Source organism: Cellulomonas oligotrophica (assembly GCF_013409875.1).
GTDB classification, from domain to species: domain Bacteria; phylum Actinomycetota; class Actinomycetes; order Actinomycetales; family Cellulomonadaceae; genus Cellulomonas; species Cellulomonas oligotrophica.
This window is the reverse complement of the sequence record NZ_JACCBK010000001.1, coordinates 3362256-3382172: the sequence shown is the minus strand read 5'-3', so window position 1 is coordinate 3382172 and position 19917 is coordinate 3362256. Positions and strand designations below refer to the sequence as shown.

The 19917-nt window shown below is 76.9% G+C and carries 14 protein-coding genes; 9 read left to right on the top strand and 5 right to left on the bottom strand.

Annotation, left to right across the window (positions count from 1 at the left end):
• Genes BKA21_RS15440 through BKA21_RS15425 form a run of 4 tightly spaced genes read left to right on the top strand, consistent with a single transcriptional unit; the run spans position 1 to position 3526 of the window.
• Positions 1 to 297 (top strand): exodeoxyribonuclease VII small subunit, encoded by a 297-nt coding sequence (locus tag BKA21_RS15440; protein ID WP_140459846.1) that lies wholly within the window; start codon positions 1 to 3, stop codon positions 295 to 297.
• Positions 294 to 1352, top strand: coding sequence for a carbohydrate kinase family protein (locus BKA21_RS15435; protein ID WP_140459845.1), 1059 nt, complete (start codon positions 294 to 296; stop codon positions 1350 to 1352). Before BKA21_RS15440 ends, BKA21_RS15435 begins: the two co-directional genes overlap by 4 nt.
• Entirely contained in the window at positions 1349 to 2029 is a 681-nt protein-coding gene (locus tag BKA21_RS15430) for a carbonic anhydrase (protein ID WP_140459844.1), read from the top strand. The genes BKA21_RS15435 and BKA21_RS15430 overlap by 4 nt, the downstream gene beginning before the upstream one ends.
• Positions 2030 to 2083: 54 nt before the next feature.
• Complete coding sequence (locus BKA21_RS15425) at positions 2084 to 3526, top strand: class II fumarate hydratase (protein WP_140459843.1); 1443 nt, start codon at positions 2084 to 2086, stop codon at positions 3524 to 3526.
• Between the two features lie 149 nt (positions 3527 to 3675).
• Here BKA21_RS15425 and BKA21_RS15420 read toward each other — a convergent pair whose 3' ends face one another.
• Positions 3676 to 5847, bottom strand: coding sequence for a methyl-accepting chemotaxis protein (locus BKA21_RS15420; protein ID WP_170209070.1), 2172 nt, complete (start codon positions 5845 to 5847; stop codon positions 3676 to 3678).
• A gap of 263 nt (positions 5848 to 6110) precedes the next feature.
• Here BKA21_RS15420 and BKA21_RS15415 point away from each other — a divergent pair, with 263 nt between their 5' ends.
• The 4 genes from BKA21_RS15415 to BKA21_RS15400 all read left to right on the top strand — a co-directional run bounded on the left by BKA21_RS15415 (position 6111) and on the right by BKA21_RS15400 (position 13829).
• A complete protein-coding gene (locus BKA21_RS15415) occupies positions 6111 to 9368 on the top strand; it encodes a hypothetical protein (RefSeq protein WP_140459841.1) in 3258 nt (1085 codons plus the stop codon).
• The gene (locus tag BKA21_RS15410) at positions 9365 to 12121 is read left to right on the top strand and encodes an FtsX-like permease family protein (protein ID WP_140459840.1); all 2757 of its coding nucleotides are present in this window, start codon (positions 9365 to 9367) and stop codon (positions 12119 to 12121) included. The genes BKA21_RS15415 and BKA21_RS15410 overlap by 4 nt, the downstream gene beginning before the upstream one ends.
• 65 nt (positions 12122 to 12186) lie before the next feature.
• Positions 12187 to 13134 carry an ABC transporter ATP-binding protein gene (locus tag BKA21_RS15405; RefSeq protein WP_140459839.1) on the top strand — a complete coding sequence of 316 codons (948 nt, stop codon included), beginning with the start codon at positions 12187 to 12189 and terminating at the stop codon, positions 13132 to 13134.
• On the top strand, positions 13131 to 13829 hold the full coding sequence (locus tag BKA21_RS15400; protein ID WP_140459838.1) for an ABC transporter ATP-binding protein: 699 nt from the start codon (positions 13131 to 13133) through the stop codon (positions 13827 to 13829). The genes BKA21_RS15405 and BKA21_RS15400 overlap by 4 nt, the downstream gene beginning before the upstream one ends.
• 45 nt (positions 13830 to 13874) lie before the next feature.
• Here BKA21_RS15400 and BKA21_RS15395 read toward each other — a convergent pair whose 3' ends face one another.
• The 3 genes from BKA21_RS15395 to BKA21_RS15385 all read right to left on the bottom strand — a co-directional run bounded on the left by BKA21_RS15395 (position 13875) and on the right by BKA21_RS15385 (position 18110).
• Complete coding sequence (locus BKA21_RS15395; protein WP_140459837.1) at positions 13875 to 15476, bottom strand: glycoside hydrolase family 53 protein; 1602 nt, start codon at positions 15474 to 15476, stop codon at positions 13875 to 13877.
• Between the two features lie 195 nt (positions 15477 to 15671).
• Entirely contained in the window at positions 15672 to 17048 is a 1377-nt protein-coding gene (phoH2, locus tag BKA21_RS15390) for an RNA 5'-3' helicase PhoH2 (protein WP_218887642.1), read from the bottom strand.
• Positions 17049 to 17348: 300 nt separating this feature from the next.
• Positions 17349 to 18110, bottom strand: coding sequence for an isoprenyl transferase (locus BKA21_RS15385; protein WP_140459836.1), 762 nt, complete (start codon positions 18108 to 18110; stop codon positions 17349 to 17351).
• A gap of 189 nt (positions 18111 to 18299) precedes the next feature.
• On the opposite strand from BKA21_RS15385, the gene trhA reads away from it, so the two are divergent.
• Positions 18300 to 19046, top strand: a complete 747-nt coding sequence (gene trhA / locus BKA21_RS15380) for a PAQR family membrane homeostasis protein TrhA (protein ID WP_140459835.1) — start codon at positions 18300 to 18302, stop codon at positions 19044 to 19046.
• 19 nt (positions 19047 to 19065) lie between these two features.
• Here the strand turns inward: trhA and BKA21_RS15375 are convergent, their stop codons facing one another.
• The gene (locus BKA21_RS15375; protein ID WP_239072932.1) at positions 19066 to 19890 is read right to left on the bottom strand and encodes a carbon-nitrogen hydrolase family protein; all 825 of its coding nucleotides are present in this window, start codon (positions 19888 to 19890) and stop codon (positions 19066 to 19068) included.
• Positions 19891 to 19917 lie beyond the last annotated feature (27 nt).

Genomic DNA, 19917 nt, shown 5'->3' with positions numbered 1-19917 from the left:
GTGGCCGGTACCCGACAGACCCTCCCCGCGGACCCGACGCACGACGACGCGCGCCCCGACCCCGCCTCCCTGGGCTACGAGGAGGCGCGCGACGAGCTCGTCGCGATCGTCGGCCGGCTCGAGTCGGGCGCGGGAACCCTCGAGGAGTCCCTGGCGTTGTGGGAGCGCGGCGAGGCCCTGGCGGCCCGCTGCCAGGAGTGGCTGGACGGCGCGCGGGAGCGGCTGGCGACCGCGCGCGGCGAGGAGCGTGCCGGCGCGGGCCGGGACGCGACGACGGACGAGGAGGTCCACGGGTGAGCAGCACGGACGCACGGGCGCTGGTCGTCGGCGAGGCGTTGGTCGACGCGGTCGTCCGGCCCGACGGGACCCGGGCGACGTACCCCGGGGGCAGCCCCGCCAACGTCGCGCTCGGCCTGGGCCGCCTGGGCCGGCGCGTCGACCTGCTGACCTGGCTCGGCGACGACGACGACGGCGACGCGGTCCGCGCCCACCTGGAGGCGTCGGGCGTGCGGGTGCTGCGCGGCACGACCCGCCCCGGGCGCACCCCCGTGGCCACGGCCCACCTGGACGCCGCGGGCGTCGCCACGTACGCGTTCGACCTGACGTGGGACCTGCCGGACGCGTGGGACGAGGGCCCGGGCGACCCCGTGGTCGTGCACACCGGGTCGATCGGCTCCGTGCTGGTGCCGGGCGGCGCGAAGGTCGCGGACCTGCTGCGGGCGCGGCGGGCGACGTCGACGATCACGTACGACCCGAACCTGCGGCCCGCGCTCATGGGTGACCCGGCGGACGTGCGGCCCCTCGTCGAGGCGCTCGTCGAGCTGTCCGACGTGGTCAAGGTCAGCGACGAGGACCTGGCCTGGCTGCTGCCGGGGCAGGCTCCGGCCGACGTGGCCGCCCGGTGGGCCACGCGCGGGCCCGCCCTCGTGGTCGTGACGCTCGGCGGCGAGGGCGCGCTCGCGGCGACGTCGTCGGGCGCGCGGCTGACGGTGCCGGCGCCGCGCGTGGAGGTCGCGGACACGGTCGGCGCGGGCGACTCCTTCATGGGTGGCCTCGTCGACGGGCTGTGGTCGGCCGGCCTGCTGGGCGCGGACCGCCGGGGCGCGCTGCGGGACGCGGACGCCGCGACCCTCGAGCACCTGCTGGCGCGGTGCGTGCGCATCGCGGCGATCACCGTGTCCCGCCCGGGCGCGAACCCGCCCGGGACGGCGGAGCTGGAGCCGCCGACGGACGCGGCGCACGAGGAGACCGCGGTCCGCACGGGGGCGGACGGCACCCTGGTCGACACGACCCACCACGACCCGAGCCCGCACGGCACGGTGCGGCAGAGCACGAGCGGAGGCGACGCATGAGCGGCACCACGAGCGCGGCCCCGGGCCGCCCGACCACCCCGGCCCAGGCGTGGGCGGAGCTGCGCGACGGCAACGTGCGCTTCGTCGACGGGCGCATGGAGCACCCCTCGCAGGGCGTCGACCACCGCGCCGGGCTGAGCGTCGCCCAGCACCCCTTCGCGGTGGTGTTCGGCTGCTCCGACAGCCGGGTCGCGGCCGAGATCATCTTCGACCAGGGCCTGGGCGACGTGTTCGTGGTGCGGACCGCCGGGCACGTGCTCGACACCACCGTGATCGGCTCGATCGAGTACGGCGTCGAGGTGCTCGGCGCCCCGCTGGTGATCGTCCTGGCGCACGACAGCTGCGGCGCCGTGGCCGCCGCGACGGAGGCGATCAGCGGCGGGCAGGTGATCCCCGGTTTCGTGCAGGCGGTCGTCGACCGCGTGATCCCGTCGATCATCGGGCTGACGGCCTCGGGCCGGCCGCTGGACTCGTTCGACGCCGCGACGCTCGGGCACGAGCACGTGCTGCACACGGCGCGCCAGCTGCACTCCTACTCCGTCTCGCTGGCCGACAGCGTCGCCGCCGGCCGGTGCGCGATCGTGGCCGTGGAGTACACGCTCGCCGACGGCCGCGCGCGGCTGTCGCACGTCATCGGCGACATCGGCGCAGGTCCGGGCGCGGTGCCCGAGGTCTGATCCGCCGGGCCCCGGCACCGCCCGTCGCGGGCGGTGCTGGGGCAGGATGTCGCCATGACTTCCACGACCGGTCCCGACGTCGCGACCACGTCCGGCGAGGACGCAGCCGAGTACCGCACCGAGCACGACACGATGGGCGAGGTCCGCGTACCCGTCCACGCCCTGTACCGCGCGCAGACGCAGCGCGCGGTCGAGAACTTCCCGATCTCCGGCTCCCGGCTGGAGCGCGGGCACGTCGAGGCCCTCGCGCGCATCAAGAAGGCCGCCGCGCTGGCCAACGCCGAGCTCGGCGTGCTGGAGCGCGACGTGGCCGACGCGATCGCGGCGGCCGCCGACGAGGTCGCGTCCGGCGTGCACGACGCGCACTTCCCCGTCGACGTGTACCAGACGGGCTCGGGCACGAGCTCGAACATGAACACGAACGAGGTCCTGGCGACGCTCGCCACGCGCTCCCTGGGCCGCGAGGTCCACCCCAACGACCACGTCAACGCGTCGCAGTCGTCCAACGACGTGTTCCCGACCTCGGTGCACGTCGCGGCCACGGCGGGCGTCGTGCGCGACCTGGTGCCCGCCCTGGAGCACCTCGCCGGTGCCCTGGAGGAGAAGGCGGCGGCGTGGGCGCACGTCGTCAAGGCCGGCCGCACGCACCTCATGGACGCGACCCCGGTGACGCTGGGGCAGGAGATGGGCGGCTACGCCGCCGCGGTGCGGTACGGCGTCGAGCGCCTGCAGGCCGCCCTCCCCCGGGCCGCGGAGGTGCCGCTCGGCGGCACGGCCGTCGGGACCGGGATCAACACCCCCGCGGGCTTCCCGCAGCGGGTGATCGCCCTGCTGGTCGAGGACACGGGCCTGCCGCTGACGGAGGCACGCGACCACTTCGAGGCGCAGTCCTCGCGCGACGGGCTCGTCGAGCTGTCCGGCGCGCTGCGCACGATCGCGGTGTCGCTGACGAAGATCTGCAACGACCTGCGCTGGATGGGCTCGGGCCCCAACACGGGCCTCGGCGAGATCGCTGTCCCGGACCTGCAGCCGGGGTCGTCGATCATGCCGGGCAAGGTCAACCCCGTGGTGCCGGAGGCGGTGCTCATGGTGTGCTCGCGCGTCGTCGGCAACGACGCGACCGTGGCGTGGGCCGGGGCCAGCGGCTCGTTCGAGCTCAACGTGCAGATCCCCGTGATCGCGTCGGCCGTGCTGGAGTCCGTGCGCCTGCTGGCGAACGCGTCCCGGGTGCTGGCGGACCGCACGGTGGCCGGGCTGGTCGCGAACGAGGAGCGGGCGCGGGCGCTGGCGGAGTCCTCCCCGTCCATCGTCACGCCCCTGAACCGGGTGATCGGCTACGAGGCGGCCGCGAAGATCGCCAAGCACGCGGTCAAGCACCAGGTCACGGTGCGGCAGGCGACGATCGACCTGGGGCACGTGGAGCGCGGCGAGCTGACGCTCGAGCAGCTCGACGCGGCCCTCGACGTGCTGGCGATGACCCGCCCGCCGCAGGGCTGACGACGGACGACGGGCGGTGCGCGGGAGAAGTCCCGCGCACCGCCCGTCGCGCGTCCGTCGGCGGCACCGTCAGCCGGCGGCACCGTCAGCCGGCGGCACCGTCAGCCGGCGGCACCGTCAGCCGGCGGCACCGTCAGCCGTCGGCACCGTCAGCCGTCGAGGCGGAAGCGCTCGACCTCCTCGCGCAGCCCGTCGGCCACGCGCGACAGGTCGCCCACGGCGTCGTGCACCCCGTCGGCCTCGGTGCGCGACCGGGCGACGTCCTGCGCGACCTGGTGCATCGACGTCGCGATGTCCTGGGTGCCGACGGACGCGACGACGAGGTTGCGCTCGACCTCGGCCGTGGTCGCCGACTGCTCCTCGATGACCGCGGAGATCGACGACTGGTGCTCGTCGACGGAGCTGATCGCCTCGGCGATGCGTGCGACCGCGTCGGACACGTCGGCGGCGTCCTTCTCCACGGCGGTCAGGACGGGTGCGATGGTCTCCAGCGCGACGGACGTCTGCTGCGCGAGCTCCTTGACCTCGCCCGCCACGACCGCGAACCCGCGGCCCGCCTCACCGGCGCGGGCGGCCTCGATGGTCGCGTTGAGCGCGAGCAGGTGCGTCTGCCCGGCGATCGCGGAGACCGCGGAGACGACGTCCTTGATCTGCGACGACGACGCGCCCAGCCGGCTGGCGGCACCCGCGGCCTCGCCGGTGATGCCGACCGCGTCGCCGGTCCGTCGCTGCACGGACGTGACGTCGCGCGACACCGACTGGATCGTCGTCTGCATCTCGGTCATCGCGGCGGTGACCGCCCCGACCTCGGACGACACGACGGTCGCGCTGTCGGACACGCCCGACGCCCGCTGCGCCGACTCCGACGCGACGGTCACCAGCGCGGTGCTGGACTCGTCGAGGCGGACCGCGGTGGAGCGCAGGTCGCCGGCACCGTCGCGCATGCGGGTCACGGCGCCCCGCATGCCCTCGACGGCCTGGGCGAGCGCGACGCCCATGGCCCCGACCTCGTCCGTGCCCTCGGGCCTGACCTGGACGGCGAGGTCGCGCTGCGCGACGCGCTGCAGGGCCTGCGTGAGCCGCCCGATGCGACGCACGAGCCGCCCGGTGTAGGCGGCCACGCCGGTCACGGCGACGAGCGCGACGCCCGCGCCGACGGCCAGCAGCGTGAGCGCGAGCTGCTGGGACCCGGCGCGCAGCTCGTCGGCGACGGCGGTGACCTCCGCCTGCGGCGCCCAGGCCACGACCGTCCAGCCCCAGGCGGCGGAGCGGGTGACGACGGCGGCGGCGGGCTCGCCCTGGACGTCGACGGTGCGCTCGAGCCGCTCCCCGGGCTCGAGCGCTGCGGCGGCCTCGACGAGCTCGGCGGCCACGTCGTCGGCGAGCACGGGCGCCTGCGGCACCACGGTGGAGCCGTCGGACGCGAGCACGGTCAGGGCGCCGCCGGTGCCGACGGTCACGCGGGCCAGCGACTCGCGCACGGGGGCGTCGACCTCGGCCTGCGGGACGCCGACGAACAGCGCGCCGACGACCTCGTCGTCGACCACGATCGGCGAGTACGCCGTGACGTAGGGGACGCCGACGACGGCCGCGACGCCGCTGAACGTCTCGCCCTGCAGGAGGGTGGCGACGACCGGGGTCGGCGAGCCGTCGGCCGCGACGGCCGGGATGTACGTGCCGATGGCGCGGGCGCCGTCGGCGTTGGGCACGGTGGTGGCCACGCGCAGCATGTCGCCGTCGTCGTCCATCCGCTGGAAGACGGTGACCGCGGCGCCGCTGAGCAGGTCGGTGACGCCGTCGACGACGGGGGTCGGGGTGTCCACGTCGGCGTTCTGGCCGAGCCAGGTGCCGCCGATCTGGAGGGCGGGCAGCGTGACGTCCTGCGCATCGCCCGTCACCTGGTTCGTGGCGGTCCAGCGCACGGGCGCCCCGAACGTGACGGCGCCGGCCTCGGCGACGACCTGCTCGGCGACCCGCAGGTCGCCGCGGACCTGTGCCCCGACGGTGTCGACCTGGGTGTCGACGAGCGTGACCGCGTGGTCCGCGGACCCGGTCAGCGCGGAGTCGACGAGGGTCGCGACCTCGTCGGCGGCCCGGTCGGCGAGACCGGCGCTGAGCACGCCGCCGACCGCCGAGAGCGCGAGGGCGGTCGCCACGACGGCCGCGCCGCCGGCGAGGACCAGGCGGGTCCGCAGCCCGCCGCGGCCCCGCGCAAGGGTCACGGCCGCGGGGCCGGTCGCGGGGCGCTCGGCGCCGGGGACGGGCCGGGGTCGTGGGACCTGCGCCGGTGCGGTGCGGGCGTGAGGGGTGCGTGTGGTCACGGGTGTGCTCCGGGTGGTGGGGAGGCGCCCGGGAGCCACCCCGGGACCGACGGTGGCTTCACCCCGTCGATCGGCACCTCACCCGGGACCTTGAACCCTCGTCCAGGTTCTCACCCCGTGCTAGCCCGCCCGGGTGAGCCGTCAGGGCGCCCGGGTGACGGACCGTCACCGACCCGTGACATGGAAGCGTTCCCAAGAGGGTGCCAGGTTGGCTACGGTCGGTCCGCAGACGGGCGCCGGGGCCCGCCGGACGAGGAGGCCACGTGGGCTGGAGGGTGCGTCTGCTCGCCGCGCGCGTGCGCGACCAGCCCGGCGCGCTGCTCGGCGTCCTCGCCGTCATGCTGCTCGCGACCACGCTGCTGGGCACCTTCGCGCAGCTGCTGACCCTCGTCGGCACGCCCGCGGTGGCGTCCGAGCTCGACCGGCTCGACCCCCGCACGACGGCGCTCGACGTGCGGGTGCGCATGGGCGGGGCCGACCCCGACGAGGCGCTCGCCACCGCGGCGGCGGTGGTCGACGACCTCGTGGGCCCGCTGCCCACGAGCCGGACCACCTGGGTCACCGGCCGCATCCAGACCCTGCCCTCGACGGCCTCCGGGCGCGTCGCGCTCGGGTACGCCGCCAGCACGCCGGCCGTGCCGGAGCACGCCCGGCTGCTCGCCGGCACCTGGCCCGCGCAGGCGCGAGACGACGACGGCCACCTGCTCGTCGCCGCCCCCGCGAGCGCCGTCGAGGCCCACGGGTGGGAGGTCGGCGACGTCGTCGCCGTGCAGGCGCGGGACAGCGCCCGCACCGACTCCTGGCGCGTCGTCGGCGTCCACGCGGCCACGGGGCCGGCGTCCGCGTGGAGCCACGACCTGCTGCGCGGTGCGGGCCACGACCCGGCGTTCCCCGCACCGGGCACGTTCGGCGGCCTCGTCACCGACGCCTGGGGGCCGTTCGTCGTGGTGCCGGGCGCCCTCACCGGCACGGGCACCGTGGACTCCGCGTCGCTGGTGGTGCAGCCGACGTTCGCGCAGGCGGACCCGGGGGCGCTCGCGGGGCTGCGTGAGCGGCTGCCCGACGCGCAGGTGGCGCTGACGGCGTCGATGGGTGACTCGGGCGCGGGGGCGGTGCTCACGACGCGGCTGGGCGGTGCCGTCGAGGCGGCGTCGCGCGAGCTCGCGGTGACCCGGGTCGGCGTCGTCGTGGTCGGGCTGCTCCTGACGCTCGTCGCGACGACCGTGGTGCTGCTCGGTGCACGGCTGCTGGGCGAGCGTCGCACCGGCGAGGACGAGCTGCTCGTGGCGCGCGGCGCCGCCCCCGCCCAGCTGCGCACGGTGGCGGTGGTCGAGGCCGGGGTGCTGGCGGTGGTGGTCGCCGCGGTGGCGCCCCTGCTGGTCGCGGCGGTCGCCCGGGCGGGGTCGGGCGTCGGTGCGCTGCAGCGGGCCGAGCTGGTGGCCCCGGGTGCCCCGTCCGCGACCGTGTGGCTGACCTGCGCCGGTGCGGCCGCGGTGCTCGCCGCGGGCCTCGTGGTGCCCGCGTGGCGGTCCGCGGGCGGGTCGCGGCACGCGCACGCGGGGCTGGTGCGGGCCGGGGCCGACCTCGCGCTGCTCGCGCTGGGCGCCGTGGGCGTGGCCCAGCTGCTGCAGCACGGCCCGGCGGTCGGTGCCGGCGCTCCCGACGTCGTGCTCGTGGTGGCGCCCGCGCTGGTCGCGCTGGCCGCGGCCGTGCTGGCCGTGCGGCTGGTCGGCCCGCTGGCCGCGGGTGCCGACGTCGTCGCGCGTCGGGCGCGGGGGCTGGTGGCGCCGTGGGCGGCGTGGCAGGTGGCCCGGCGCCCGGGCTCGGCGGCGGGGGCGACGGTGCTGCTCGTCCTCGGGGCGACGGTGCTCTCGTTCACCCTGACGTTCGGTGCGACGTGGCGGACGTCCCAGCTGGAGCAGGCGGACCTGGCGGTCGGCACGGACGTGCGGGCCGCCGCGGGCCTGGCGGACGCGGTCGCCCGCTCGCAGGACGTCGCCGGGGCAGCGGTGGCCGCGGGCGCCGCCGTCCCGGTGCCGGTGGTCGACCGCGACGTGCGGATGGTCCGTGCCGAGTCGGGCGACCGCGGGCAGAGCGCGCGGCAGGTGCGGCTGCTCGCGACGCCTCTGACGGACCCCGACGCGCTGCTGCGCGGCCGCACGGAGCACGGGTGGGGCGCGGCGACGGCCGAGGTGCGCCCCGCCGACCGCGACGCGCTGCGCGCCGGCGTACCCCTGCCCGACGGTGCGACGTGGCTCTCCGCCCGGGTGCAGGTCGGGTCGACCCCCTCCGCGCAGGGCTCCGGCGAGCTGCACGTGGTGGTCGAGGACGCCCGCGGCGTGCGGGCGTCCCTGCCGTCGGCGCTGCCGGAGCTGACCGGGGCGCACGAGGTGCGCGTGACGCTGCCCGCCACGGACGACGGCCTGCGGGTCGTCGGGCTCACCACGCACCTGCGGCTCGAGGAGACGGGTGCGACGGACGGCTCGGCCGGCGCACCCGCGGGCGACCTGGTGGTGGTGCAGATGACGGTCACGCAGGTGCGCGCGGGCACGGGCGACGGCGCGGCGGGCGACGAGGACGTGGACCTCGGGGGCACGACCTGGTCGGGCACCGTGGCGGCGGAGGGGCTCCCCCGCTCGACCGCGCAGGCCGCACCGGGCGGGCTGCGCGTGACGCTGCCGGTGTCGCGCATGCAGGCGGCGGCGGACGGGTCCGTGCTGGGGGTCGCCACCGGTCCGCAGGTGGAGCTGCTCCCCGTGGCCGTGACGCAGCGCCTGCGCGCGGAGGGCGACGTGCAGGTGGGCGACCTGCTGAACCTCGAGGTCGGCGGCGTCGGGGTCCGGGCCGTCGTCGCGACCGTGCTGCCGTGGGCGCCGGGGGCGCCGCACGCACCCGCCGTGCTGGCCGACCGGGACGGGCTGCAGCACGCCGCGGCGGCCGCGGGCACGGGCGACGCCCTCGTGGACGCGTGGTGGGGGCCCGCGGACGCGACGACGTCCCCGGCGCTGGCCGCGGCCCTCGTGCAGGCGGGCCTCGACGACGTCGTCACCCGTGCCGACGCCCGCACGCAGGCGCTCGAGGGACCGCTGCGGGTGGGGGTGCCGGCGGCCCTGGTGCTCGTGCTGGGCGCGACCGGCGTGCTCCTGCTCGTGGGCCTCGCGAACGACGCGGCGGTCGGGGTGCGTGTGCGCCGGCTCGAGCTCGCCCGGCTGCAGGCGCTGGGCCTGGGCCGGGGGGCGGTCGTGGTCGCGCTGCTGCTCGAGCGGACGCTGCTGCTGGCCGTGGGCCTGGGCGCGGGCGTCGCGGCGGGGCTGGGCCTGGGCCGCCTGCTCGGCCCCGTCCTGACCGTCTCGGCCGACGGCGGACCTCCGGTGCCCGACGCCCGCGTCGACTGGGCGTGGGGCACGCAGCTGCCCGTGCTCGTGACGGTCGTGCTGGCCTGCACCGTGGTCGTGGTCGTGGTGTGCACGGTCCTCGTGCGCCGCACGTCCGGCGCCCTGCTGCGGATGGGCGACCGGTGAGCGCGCCGGCGGCCGTGGCGACGGCGGTGCGGGCCACCACGGGCGGGGCCGCGCTCGTGGCCCGCCGGCGTGCGCGCCGCGACGCCGGGCTGCTCGCGGCCACCGCCGTCCTCCTGCTGCTCACCCTCGTGGTCGCGCTCGCGCTGCCGCGGATCGCCTCGCGCACCGCCGACGTCGCGGTGCGCGACGCCGTGCGGGCCGCGGGACCCGAGGCCGACCTGGTGGTGCGCGGCCTGCCCCCGGCGACGACGTACGGCGCGCCCGACCACCTGTCGCAGGCCGCGTCGGACCTGCGCTGGCTGGAGCTGCGCGTCGGCGACGTGGGCCCGGACGTCATCACCCTCGAGACGCCGGGGTTCGTGACGGGGACGCCGCAGGGCACCGTCCTGGCACGGTTCGTGCACACCGGGCGCCCGGACGTCGACGACGCGGACGGCGGGGTCCGCTGGACCAGCGGCGAGGTGCCGCAGACCCGCCCGGAGCCGGAGGAGGACGAGGAGGACGCCCCGACGGCCCCGCCCGAGCCGCGCGTCGTCGAGGTCGGCGTCGCCGAGCGGACCGCCGCCGAGACCGGTCTGGCCGTCGGCGACGAGATCGTCGTGACGACCGCGACCGCGAGCGGCGGGGCGCGTGCGGTCGTCACCGGGCTGTACACCCCGATCGACCCCGCCGACCCGCGGTGGCGCACCGCCCCGGACGCCCTCGGGCCCGTGCGCGCGCCGCCGGCCGCCCGCGCGGAGACCGCCGTCGCGCTCCTGGTCCCCGCGCCGGCCGTGCGCGGGCTGATGGCCGCGAGCGCCCCGGCGGCGGTCCGGGCGTCGGCGCGCACGGTCGTGACCACCGAGGGGCTGACCCTCGCCGGTGCGCTGGCGCTGCGGGACGACCTGGCACCGCACGTCGGGCAGGGCGGCCGGGTCGAGACCGAGCTGGTCGACGTGCTGGCCGCGACCGGTGCGCGGCTCGCCGCGGCGCGTGCGCAGGCGTCCGTCCTGGTCGCCGGGCTGGGGACGGTGGGTGCCCTGTGCCTCGTGCTCGCGGCCGGGCTGCTCGTGGACCGCAGGCGCACGCACCTGGTCGCCGAGCGGGCGCGGGGCGCGGGCCTGGCGGGCGTCGCGCTGCGCGCCGCGCTGGAGAGCGTGCCGACCGCGGTGCTGGCGCTCGGCGTCGCGCTCGCCGTGGTCCTCCCGGTCGGCGGCACGGGGGCGCCGGGGGTCGCGCTGCTGGTGGCGCTCGTCGCGGCCGCCGCGCCGCCGGTGCTCGCCGTCACGGCCGCCGCACGGGCGTGGTCGCCGCGGCGCGTGCCGGCCGACCGGCGCGAGCGGGCCCGGCACGCCGCGCTCGCCGCGGCCCGGCGCGTCGTCGTCGAGCTCACGGTGGCGCTGCTGGCCGCGGGCGCGGTCGTCGCGGTGCGCCAGCGGGGCCTGGTCCCGGCCTCCGGCGGCGAGGTCGACCCGCTGCTGGCCGCGGCCCCGGTCCTGCTGGCGGCGGCCGCCGCGGTCGTCGTCGTGCGCGCGACCCCCGCCGCCGTCGGGGCGCTGCGCGGCGTCGCCGACCGCACGCGCGGCCTGGGCGCGACGCTCGCGCTCGCCCGCGCGCAGGGCGCGACCACGGGCGTCGTCGCCGTGCTCGCCGGCACCGTCGCCGTGGCGCTCGTCGTGCTCGCGGGCACGGTCCTGCACACCGTCCGCGTCGGGCAGCGGGACGCCGCCGCCGCGCTCGTCGTCGGTGACGTCCGCGTCGACGGCGCCCTGCCGGCCCGTCTCGCCGACGACCTGCGGGCCGCACCCGGCGTCACGCACGTCGCCCAGGGCGCGCAGCTGCCCGGCCGGGCCCTCGGCACCCGCACGGGTGCCACCGCGACGCTCCTCGTGGTCGACGCCGTCGAGCTCGCCGCGGTGCGCACGTCGGCGGGGCTGCCGGTCGACCCCGCCCTGGCCGCGCTCGCCGACGCCGGTGCCGGTGCCGTGCCCGCCCTGCTCAGCCCGGACCTGGCCGACCGCCTGGAGGGTGTGCCCCTGCGCCTGGGGGTGCTCGACGGGTCCGTGGACCTCGAGCTGCGCGGCACGACGGCGCTGACACCCGATCCCGGGGCGCCCGCCACCGACGGGCGCGCCGCCCCGGTGGACGCACCGGACGACGACGGGCTCGTCGTCGTCGACCGTGCCGCGCTCGCCGCGGCCACCACCGCCCCCGCGGTGGACCGGCTCTGGGCCGCCGGGCCGGGTGCGGAACCCGCCGTCACGGCCACGGACGTCGACCTGCAGGAGGGCGTCGAGGTCACCACGCGCGACGGCTGGTGGCGCGCCTGGTCGGGGTCCGCACTGACCGGCGGGCTGACGTCGCTGCTGGCCGCCGGCACCGCGCTGCTCCTGCTCGACCTCGTGCTCGTGCTCGTGCTCGTCGCGGTCGCGTCCGCCCCGGCGCGCGGTCGCACCCTGTCCGCGCTGCGCACCCTGGGCCTGGACGCCCGCACCGCGGCCTGGGCCACGGCGGGCGAGCTCGCGCCCCTCGCGGCGGGCGCCCTCGTCGGCGGCACGCTCATCGGCCTGGCCCTGCCCCTCCTCGTCGGCGACGCCCTCGGCCTGACGCTGCTGACGGGCGAGCCGCAGACCGCCGCCGTCCGCTGGACGCCCTGGCCCGTGGCGCTCGCGGCCGCCGCGACCCTGGCGGCGCTGGCCGTGGCCGTCGTCGCCGAGCAGGCGGTGCGCCGGCGCGACCGCCTCGGCGAGGTCCTGCGGGTGGGGGAACGATGACCGGCCGGCACGCCGCCCCGTCGGCACCCGAGGCACCGCCGCCCCCGCCCGAGAAGGAGCCCACCATGACGACGACGGGACCGACGCTCACCGCGCTCGAGGAGCGGGCCCGGGCCCGCCCGGCACCGGTGGGCGAGGGTGCGCTCGTCGCGTGCGAGCAGCTCGTGCGCATCTACCAGTCCGAGGGCGTCGAGGTGCAGGCCCTGCAGGGCCTGGACCTGGCCGTCGCCACGGGCGAGCTCGTCGCCGTGGTCGGTGCGTCGGGCTCCGGCAAGTCCACGCTGCTGGCGATCCTTTCGGGCCTGGACGTGCCGACGGCGGGGCGCGTGCGCGTCGGGCCGTGGGACCTGATGACGATGACGCCGCGCGAGCGGGTCGCGTACCGGCGCTCCATGGTCGGCTTCGTCTGGCAGCAGACGGCCCGCAACCTCGTGCCCTACCTCAGCGCGCAGGAGAACGTGGCCCTGCCGATGGCGCTGGCGGGGGTCCCGCGCCGCGAGCGGCGGACCCGCACGGCCGAGCTCCTCGACGTCCTCGGCGTGGGGTACTGCGCCGGCCGGCGGCCGCACGAGACGTCCGGCGGCGAGCAGCAGCGCGTCGCGATCGCCGTCGCGCTGGCCAACCGGCCGCGGCTGCTGCTCGCGGACGAGCCCACGGGCGAGCTCGACACGGCGACGTCGGCGGACGTGCTGGGCGCGGTCCGTGCCGTCAACGCCGAGCTCGGCACCACGGTCGTCGTGGTCACGCACGACTCCGCCGTCAGCGAGCACGTGAGCCGCACCGTCGCGATCCGCGACGGGCGCACGAGCACCGAGGTGCTGCGCCGCACCACCACCCACGACGACGGGAGCGAGCACGTGGTCGCCGAGGAGTACGCGGTGCTGGACCGGGCGGGCCGCGTGCAGCTGCCGCGGGAGTACCGCGACACGCTCGACCTGGTCGGGCGGGTGCGGCTGACGCTCGAGGACTCCCACGTCGCCGTCCGCCGCGGCACGACCGAGGGGCACCGGTGAGCGCGGGGACGGCCGTCGCGGCGCCGCTCGTGCGCGTCGAAGGCCTGCGCCGCACGTACGGGCACGGCACGGCCGCGGTGCACGCCCTGCAGGACGTGCACCTCGAGCTCGCGCCCGGGGAGCTCGTCGCCCTGGTCGGACGCTCCGGCTCCGGCAAGACCACGCTGCTCAACGCGATCGGGGGCCTCGACCGCCCCGACGCCGGTCGCGTCGTCGTCGACGGCCACGACGTGACCGCCCTGGACGAGCGCGGGCTGGTGCGCCTGCGCCGCGACGTCGTCGCGTTCGTCTTCCAGACGTTCGGGCTGGTCCCGGTGCTCACGGCCGCGGAGAACGTGGGCGTGCCGCTGCGGATGCGTCGGCTGCCCGTCGCGGAGCGGGAGGCGAGGGTCGCGCTGCTGCTGGACCTCGTGGGCCTGCGCGGGCACGCGCGCCAGCGCCCCGGGCAGCTCTCCGGCGGGCAGCAGCAGCGCGTCGCGATCGCCCGGGCCCTGGCCGGCTCGCCCCGCCTGCTGGTCGCCGACGAGCCCACGGGGCAGCTCGACACGGAGACGGGCCGCGACGTCATGGCGCTCATCCGGGCCGTCGTCGAGGCCGAGGGGATGACCGCCATCGTCTCGACGCACGACCCGCTGATGGTCGCGCTGGCGGACCGCACGCTGCACCTCGTGGACGGGCGCCTCGTCGACGCGTGAGGCGCCCCGCGCGGCCGGGGCGTGCCGGCCGCGCGGGGCGTGGTGTCAGGCGGCGGGGTCGGGGGCGAACTCCCAGCGGACCTGCAGCAGCCGGTCGTGGAAGTCGAACACGGCCTGGTTCTCCCAGCCGTTGCCCGAGGCGGGGGCCGTCGGGTCCCACCCGCTGCCGGCGACGGCGGTCCAGGTGCCCTCCCAGTAGAAGACGCCCAGGCCCCGGTTGCCCGGCAGTCCGGCGACGACGTTCTGCACGGCCCGCAGGTACGACGCCTGCCCGGCCGCGGTCGCCGGGAAGCCCGGGACCACGGACGCGCTGCTGAAGATGTTGGCGTGCGCGTCGTCCTGCGCGGTGGTGAAGCCGTAGGCCGTCTCGACCACCGCGAGCTGCTTGCCCGGGAACGCCGCGAGCAGCGTGGTCGCACCGGCCTGCAGGTCCGCGAGGCTGCCGTGCCAGTACCCGTAGAACGACAGGCCGATGACGTCGAACGGCACGCCCTGGGCCTGCGCCTGGGAGTACCACCACTGCAGGGTGCTGACGCCGGAGTCGAGGTTGGTCAGGTGCAGCACGATCTTCGCGTCGGGCTGGACGGCGCGGGTCGCGTTCGCCCCGGCCTTCAGCAGCGTGCCGAGGTTCGACCAGCTGGACACGGCGCCCGAGGCCGCCCCGCCGGTGACGAGCATCCCGGGGTTGATCTCGTTGCCGATCTGCACCATGTCCGCGGGCGTGCCCTGGTTCTTCAGGGCGGTCAGCACGTCGGTCGTGTGCGCGGCGACGGCGTTCGCCAGGCGCGTCAGGTCGTACGACGCCCACGCCGCGGGGACCTTCTGCGCACCGGGGTCGGCCCACGTGTCGGAGTAGTGGAAGTCGACGAGCAGGCCCATCCCGGCGGCGTCGACGCGGCGGGCCATGGCCAGCACGCGCGCCTTGTCGTTGAAGCCGTCGGCGGGGTTCACCCAGACCTTGAGGCGCGCGTAGTTCACGCCGGCGTCGCGCAGGATCGTCACGGGGTCGCCGGCCACGTCGTCCGCCGTGCGGTACACCGCGCCGAAGGCCTGGTTCTTGGGGACGGACGACATGTCCATGCCCCGCACCGGGCGGGTGATGCGCCCGGCGGTGACCGTGACGTCGTCGAAGTGCGCCCACGCGCCGCCGACCGTGGTCGAGGTGCGCAGCGACACGGTGCAGCTCGACCCGGTGGCGTAGGCGGAGACGGCGACCTGCACCCAGCCGTCGTCCTGCTCGGTGCTGGGCACGGTCTGGTACCGCCAGGCGGCGCCGCAGCCCTCGAGGCCGATGCGGGTGACGTCGAGCGCCTGGCCGGGCGTCGCCGAGCCGGAGCGCGCCCACACGCGCAGCGTCCACCAGCCGGCGCTCAGGCCGGTGACGGTCTGCCGCAGCTCGGTGGTGTACGCCCCGGCGGACCACAGGTTGGCCCGACGCGACCCGCCGTGCGCGCCGCTGCCGGCGACGGTGGCGGCGGACGTGGTGCCGGTGACGGTCCAGCCGGTCAGGGCGGACCCGCTGGACTCGAAGCCGGGGTTGGTGATCGTGGGCGCCGCCTGCGCGGGACCGGCGAGGGTCGTGCCGATCAGCACGACCCCCAGCGCGGTGGCGACGGCTCGTGCCAGTCGCCGGGTGCTCGTCCTCATGCGTCCTCCTCGACGCGCCGGGCCGCGAGCGTGTGCGGTCGTCGTCGACCCCCTGTGACCGCTCACAGCCACAGCCTGCGAGGCGGGACACTATCGGGTGAACGCACCGCGCGGAAGAGCCCGGGCACGCGGGCGCCCGTCCTGGGACCGATCCCAGGACGGGCGACGCGCACCCGGGCTGCGGGGCGCCCCGGCTCAGGCCTCGATGCCCTCGAAGAGCTCGGTGACCAGCGCCGCGACGGGCGAGCGCTCCGAGCGCGTGAGCGTGACGTGGGCGAACAGCGGGTGGCCCTTGAGCGCCTCGATGACGGCCGCGACGCCGTCGTGCCGGCCGACGCGCAGGTTGTCGCGCTGGGCGACGTCGTGCGTGAGCACCACCCGCGACGACTGCCCGATCCGCGAGAGCACCGTCAGCAGGACGTTCCGCTCCAGCGACTGGGCCTCGTCGACGATGACGAACGCGTCGTGCAGGGAGCGCCCGCGGATGTGCGTCAGGGGCAGCACCTCGAGCAGGTCCCGGTCGAGCACCTCCTCGACGACCTCCTTGCTGACCAGCGCCCCGAGGGTGTCGAAGACGGCCTGCGCCCACGGGTTCATCTTCTCGGCCTCGGACCCGGGCAGGTAGCCGAGGTCCTGGCCGCCGACGGCGTACAGGGGCCGGAACACCATGACCTTGCGGTGCTGACGCCGCTCGAGCACGGCCTCCAGGCCCGCGCACAGCGCGAGCGCGGACTTGCCCGTCCCGGCGCGGCCGCCGAGCGAGAGGATGCCGATCGACTCGTCCAGCAGCAGGTCGATCGCGACCCGCTGCTCGGCCGAGCGCCCGTGCACGCCGAAGACGTCGCGGTCGCCGCGCACGAGCTGCACGTGCTTGTCGGGCGTGACCCGCCCGAGCGCCGAGCCGCGGGGGCTGTGCAGCACCAGGCCGGTGTGGCACGGCAGGTCGCCGGGGCTGCCCGCGAGCGCCGACGCGGGCGCCGGCACGTCGGCCAGCGGCACGGACTCGTGCTCCCACAGGTCGGCCATCTGCTGCTCGGTGAGGTCGATCGCGTCCATGCCGGTCCACCCGGAGTCGACCGCGAGCTCGTGGCGGTACTCGTCGGCGCGCAGGCCCACCGCGGACGCCTTGATGCGCATCGGCAGGTCCTTCGACACGACCGTGACCACGTGCCCCTCGCGGGCGAGGTTGGCGGCGACCGCGAGGATCCGGGTGTCGTTGTCGCCGAGCCGGAAGCCCGAGGGCAGGACCTGGTCGTCGACGTGGTTGAGCTCGACGCGCAGGGTGCCGCCGACGTCGGTCACGGGGACGGGGGCGTCGAGGCGGCCGTGCTGGACGCGCAGCTCGTCGAGCATCCGCAGGGCCGACCGGGCGAAGTAGCCGAGCTCGGCGTGGTGCCGCTTGGCCTCGAGCTCGGTGATGACGACGACGGGCAGGACGACGTCGTGCTCGGCGAACCGGCGCAGCGCGCGGGGGTCGGACAGCAGGACGGAGGTGTCGAGGACGAAGGTCTGGCGCACGTCGTCGGGGACCGGGGACGGGGCCGTCCCGGCGGGCGTCTGCCCGGTCGCCAGGTCGGCTGCGGGTGCGTGCTGCTGGGTCAGGTCCACGGCGAGCTCCCTCCGGCGCGTCAGCGCCGAGTCGGGCGTCTCCTGCCGGCTCGGCGGCACGCGCCGGGGCCGGCATCAGGCGACGGGACGAGGTCGGCCGGCCGAGGGCCGGTCCGGCCCTCCTCCCGGAGCAGGTGCTCCATGGGCAGGCCTCCCGGGACGACGGGGCGTCGTCCTCGTGGCGACGGTAACCCGGCCCACCGACAACAGATGTGACGCGCGCCACGCGTCATCAAGATGTCACACGCTGTTCACGCGGGGCGCTCAGCGGCCGAGGCGGCGCTCGCGCTGGGCGTAGGAGCGCAGCGCCCGCAGGAAGTCCACGCGACGGAAGTCCGGCCAGTACGCCTCGCAGAAGTAGAACTCCGACTGCGCGCTCTGCCACATGAGGAACCCGCCGAGCCGCTGCTCGCCGGACGTGCGGATCACGAGCTCGGGGTCGGGCTGCCCCTTGGTGTAGAGGTGCTCGGCGATGTGCTCGACGTCGAAGATCTCCGCGAGGTCGTCCAGGCTCGAGCCCGTGCCGGCGTGGTGGCGCAGGAACGCGCGCACGGCGTCGGCGATCTCGTGCCGCCCGCCGTACCCGACGGCCGCGTTGACGTGCAGCCCCTGGACGTCGACGGTCGCGGCCTGCGCGGCGCGCAGCGCGTCGCGGGTCCGCTCGGGGAGCATCTCGAGCGCGCCGACGGGCTGGATGCGCCACCGCTGGGCCTGCGCGAGCTCCCCGACGACGTCCTCGATGACGGTCAGCAGGTGGCCGAGCTCGACCTTGTCCCGCTCGAGGTTGTCGGTCGAGAGCATCCACAGCGTCACGACCTCGACGCCCACGTCCTCGGACCACTCGAGCAGCTCGGCGATCTTGTCCGCCCCGCGCCGGTGCCCGTGCGCCGAGGAGACCCCGCTGCTGCGCGCCCACCGCCGGTTGCCGTCGAGGATGACGCCGATGTGCCGCGGCAGCTGCTCGGGCGGCAGCGACGCCGCGAGGCGGCGCTCGTACAGGCCGTACAAGGGGTGCGGGAGACGCACGCGTGCCCCTCCTGGTCGTGGGTGCGGTGGACGTCGCTCACCGTACCCGTGCCCGGTGTGTGGTGGGGCCGGGTCGGTCCTGCGAGGATCAGGGGCAGGAGGTCCGGCCCGGGACGATGGCCGCTTGCCCGTCACCTGAGCTCGCATAACCTACGGTGACGTAGGTTTCCTCACGAAGGACGGCACCGCATGAGCTCGACACCCGCACGACGCGACGGCGGCGGCCTGCGCCGCGGCGTGGAGGACGGCCTGTCGCGGGTCGGCGACAAGGTCGGCGAGGCCGCCGGCGCCGTCGTGGAGAACGTCAAGCCGCTCCTGCGCGGGTGGATCCACGCAGGGATCAGCCCGTTCGTGCTGGCCGCGGGCATCGTGCTGGTCGCGCTGTCCCCCACGGCGGCCGCCCGCTGGTCCAACGCGGTGTTCGCCCTGTCGGCGGTCATGCTGTTCGGCACGTCCGCCGTCTACCACCGCGGGACGTGGTCGCCGAAGGTCGCGGGCGTCCTGCGCCGCCTCGACCACACCAACATCTTCCTCATCATCGCCGGCTCCTACACGCCGCTGGCGGTGCTGCTGCTGCCCGCCTCGACCGCGCGCACGCTGCTGGTGGTGGTGTGGACGGGGGCGATCCTCGGGCTGCTGGCGCGGGTGTTCTGGCTCAACGCCCCGCGGTGGTTCTACGTGCCGATCTACGTGGCGCTGGGCTGGGTCGCGGTCGGCTTCATGCCGCAGTTCTGGCAGACCGGCGGACCGGCCGTCGTGTGGCTCGTCGCGGGCGGCGGGCTGGCGTACACCCTCGGCGCCGTGGTGTACGGCCTCAAGCGGCCCAACCCGTCCCCGCGCTGGTTCGGGTTCCACGAGATCTTCCACGCGCTGACCGTCGTCGGGTTCACGTGCCACTACATCTCGGTGTCGATCGCGACGTACGCGCTGCGCTGACTGCGCCGCCCCGCCCGGCTCAGGGGCGGGGCACCACCGCATAGCGGCGGTTGGCCAGCGACGGGTTCTGCTCCCGGACCTCGTCGAGCGCGGCGACGTCCAGGTCCACGGTCCGCACCTGCGGCTGGTCGTCGAGCTCGATCCCCACCACCCCGTCCGGGCCCACGACGAGCGAGCGCCCCACGACGCCGCGCCCCGCCTGCCCCACCGCGACGACCACGCTCGTGCACTCGATGGCCCGCGCGACCGCGAGGGTGCGCCAGTGCATGGCCTTCAGCGGTCCGTCCGCCCACGCCGCCGGCACCACGAGCGCCCGCGCACCGGCGTCCACGAGGCGGCGCGCCGACTCCGGGAACCGGAGGTCGTAGCAGGTCATGACGCCGAACCGCAGGCCCGCCACGTCGAGCACCAGCGGGTCCGCGTCCGCCGGGCCGGGCGCCAGGCGGTCGGACTCCCGCTGGCCGAAGGCGTCGTACAGGTGCACCTTGCGGTACACCCCGGCCAGGGCACCCGTGCCGTCCACCGCGACCACGGCGTTCACCGCCCGCGGGTCGTCCCCGTCGGCGGGCAGGGTCGTGCCGGCGAGGACAGCCGCCCCCGAGCGGGCCGCCTCCTCGCGCAGCATCGTGACGAACGGCCCGTCCAGGGGCTCGGCGAGGGCGGCGCCCACGCCGTGCGGGTCGTACGCGCTCGCGTACTCGGGCAGCACCACGAGGTCGGCGTGCACGCGCGCCGCGCGGCGCAGCACGTCGCGCGCCACGTCGCGGTTGGCGCGCCGGTCGGCGCCGACGACGAGCTGGCCCAGCGTGACCCGCACCGCGGGCCGCTCGGGGGGCGCGCTCACCGGACGCCCGCCGACCACGCACCGCCG

Excerpts from the sequence above, each read along its gene's own strand:
- BKA21_RS15430 (WP_140459844.1), top strand. The coding sequence starts at position 1,349 with ATGAGCGGCACCACGAGCGCGGCCCCGGGCCGCCCGACCACCCCGGCC.
- BKA21_RS15425 (WP_140459843.1), top strand. The coding sequence starts at position 2,084 with ATGACTTCCACGACCGGTCCCGACGTCGCGACCACGTCCGGCGAGGAC.
- BKA21_RS15405 (WP_140459839.1), top strand. The coding sequence starts at position 12,187 with ATGACGACGACGGGACCGACGCTCACCGCGCTCGAGGAGCGGGCCCGG.
- BKA21_RS15395 (WP_140459837.1), bottom strand. The coding sequence starts at position 15,476 with ATGAGGACGAGCACCCGGCGACTGGCACGAGCCGTCGCCACCGCGCTG.
- trhA (WP_140459835.1), top strand. The coding sequence starts at position 18,300 with ATGAGCTCGACACCCGCACGACGCGACGGCGGCGGCCTGCGCCGCGGC.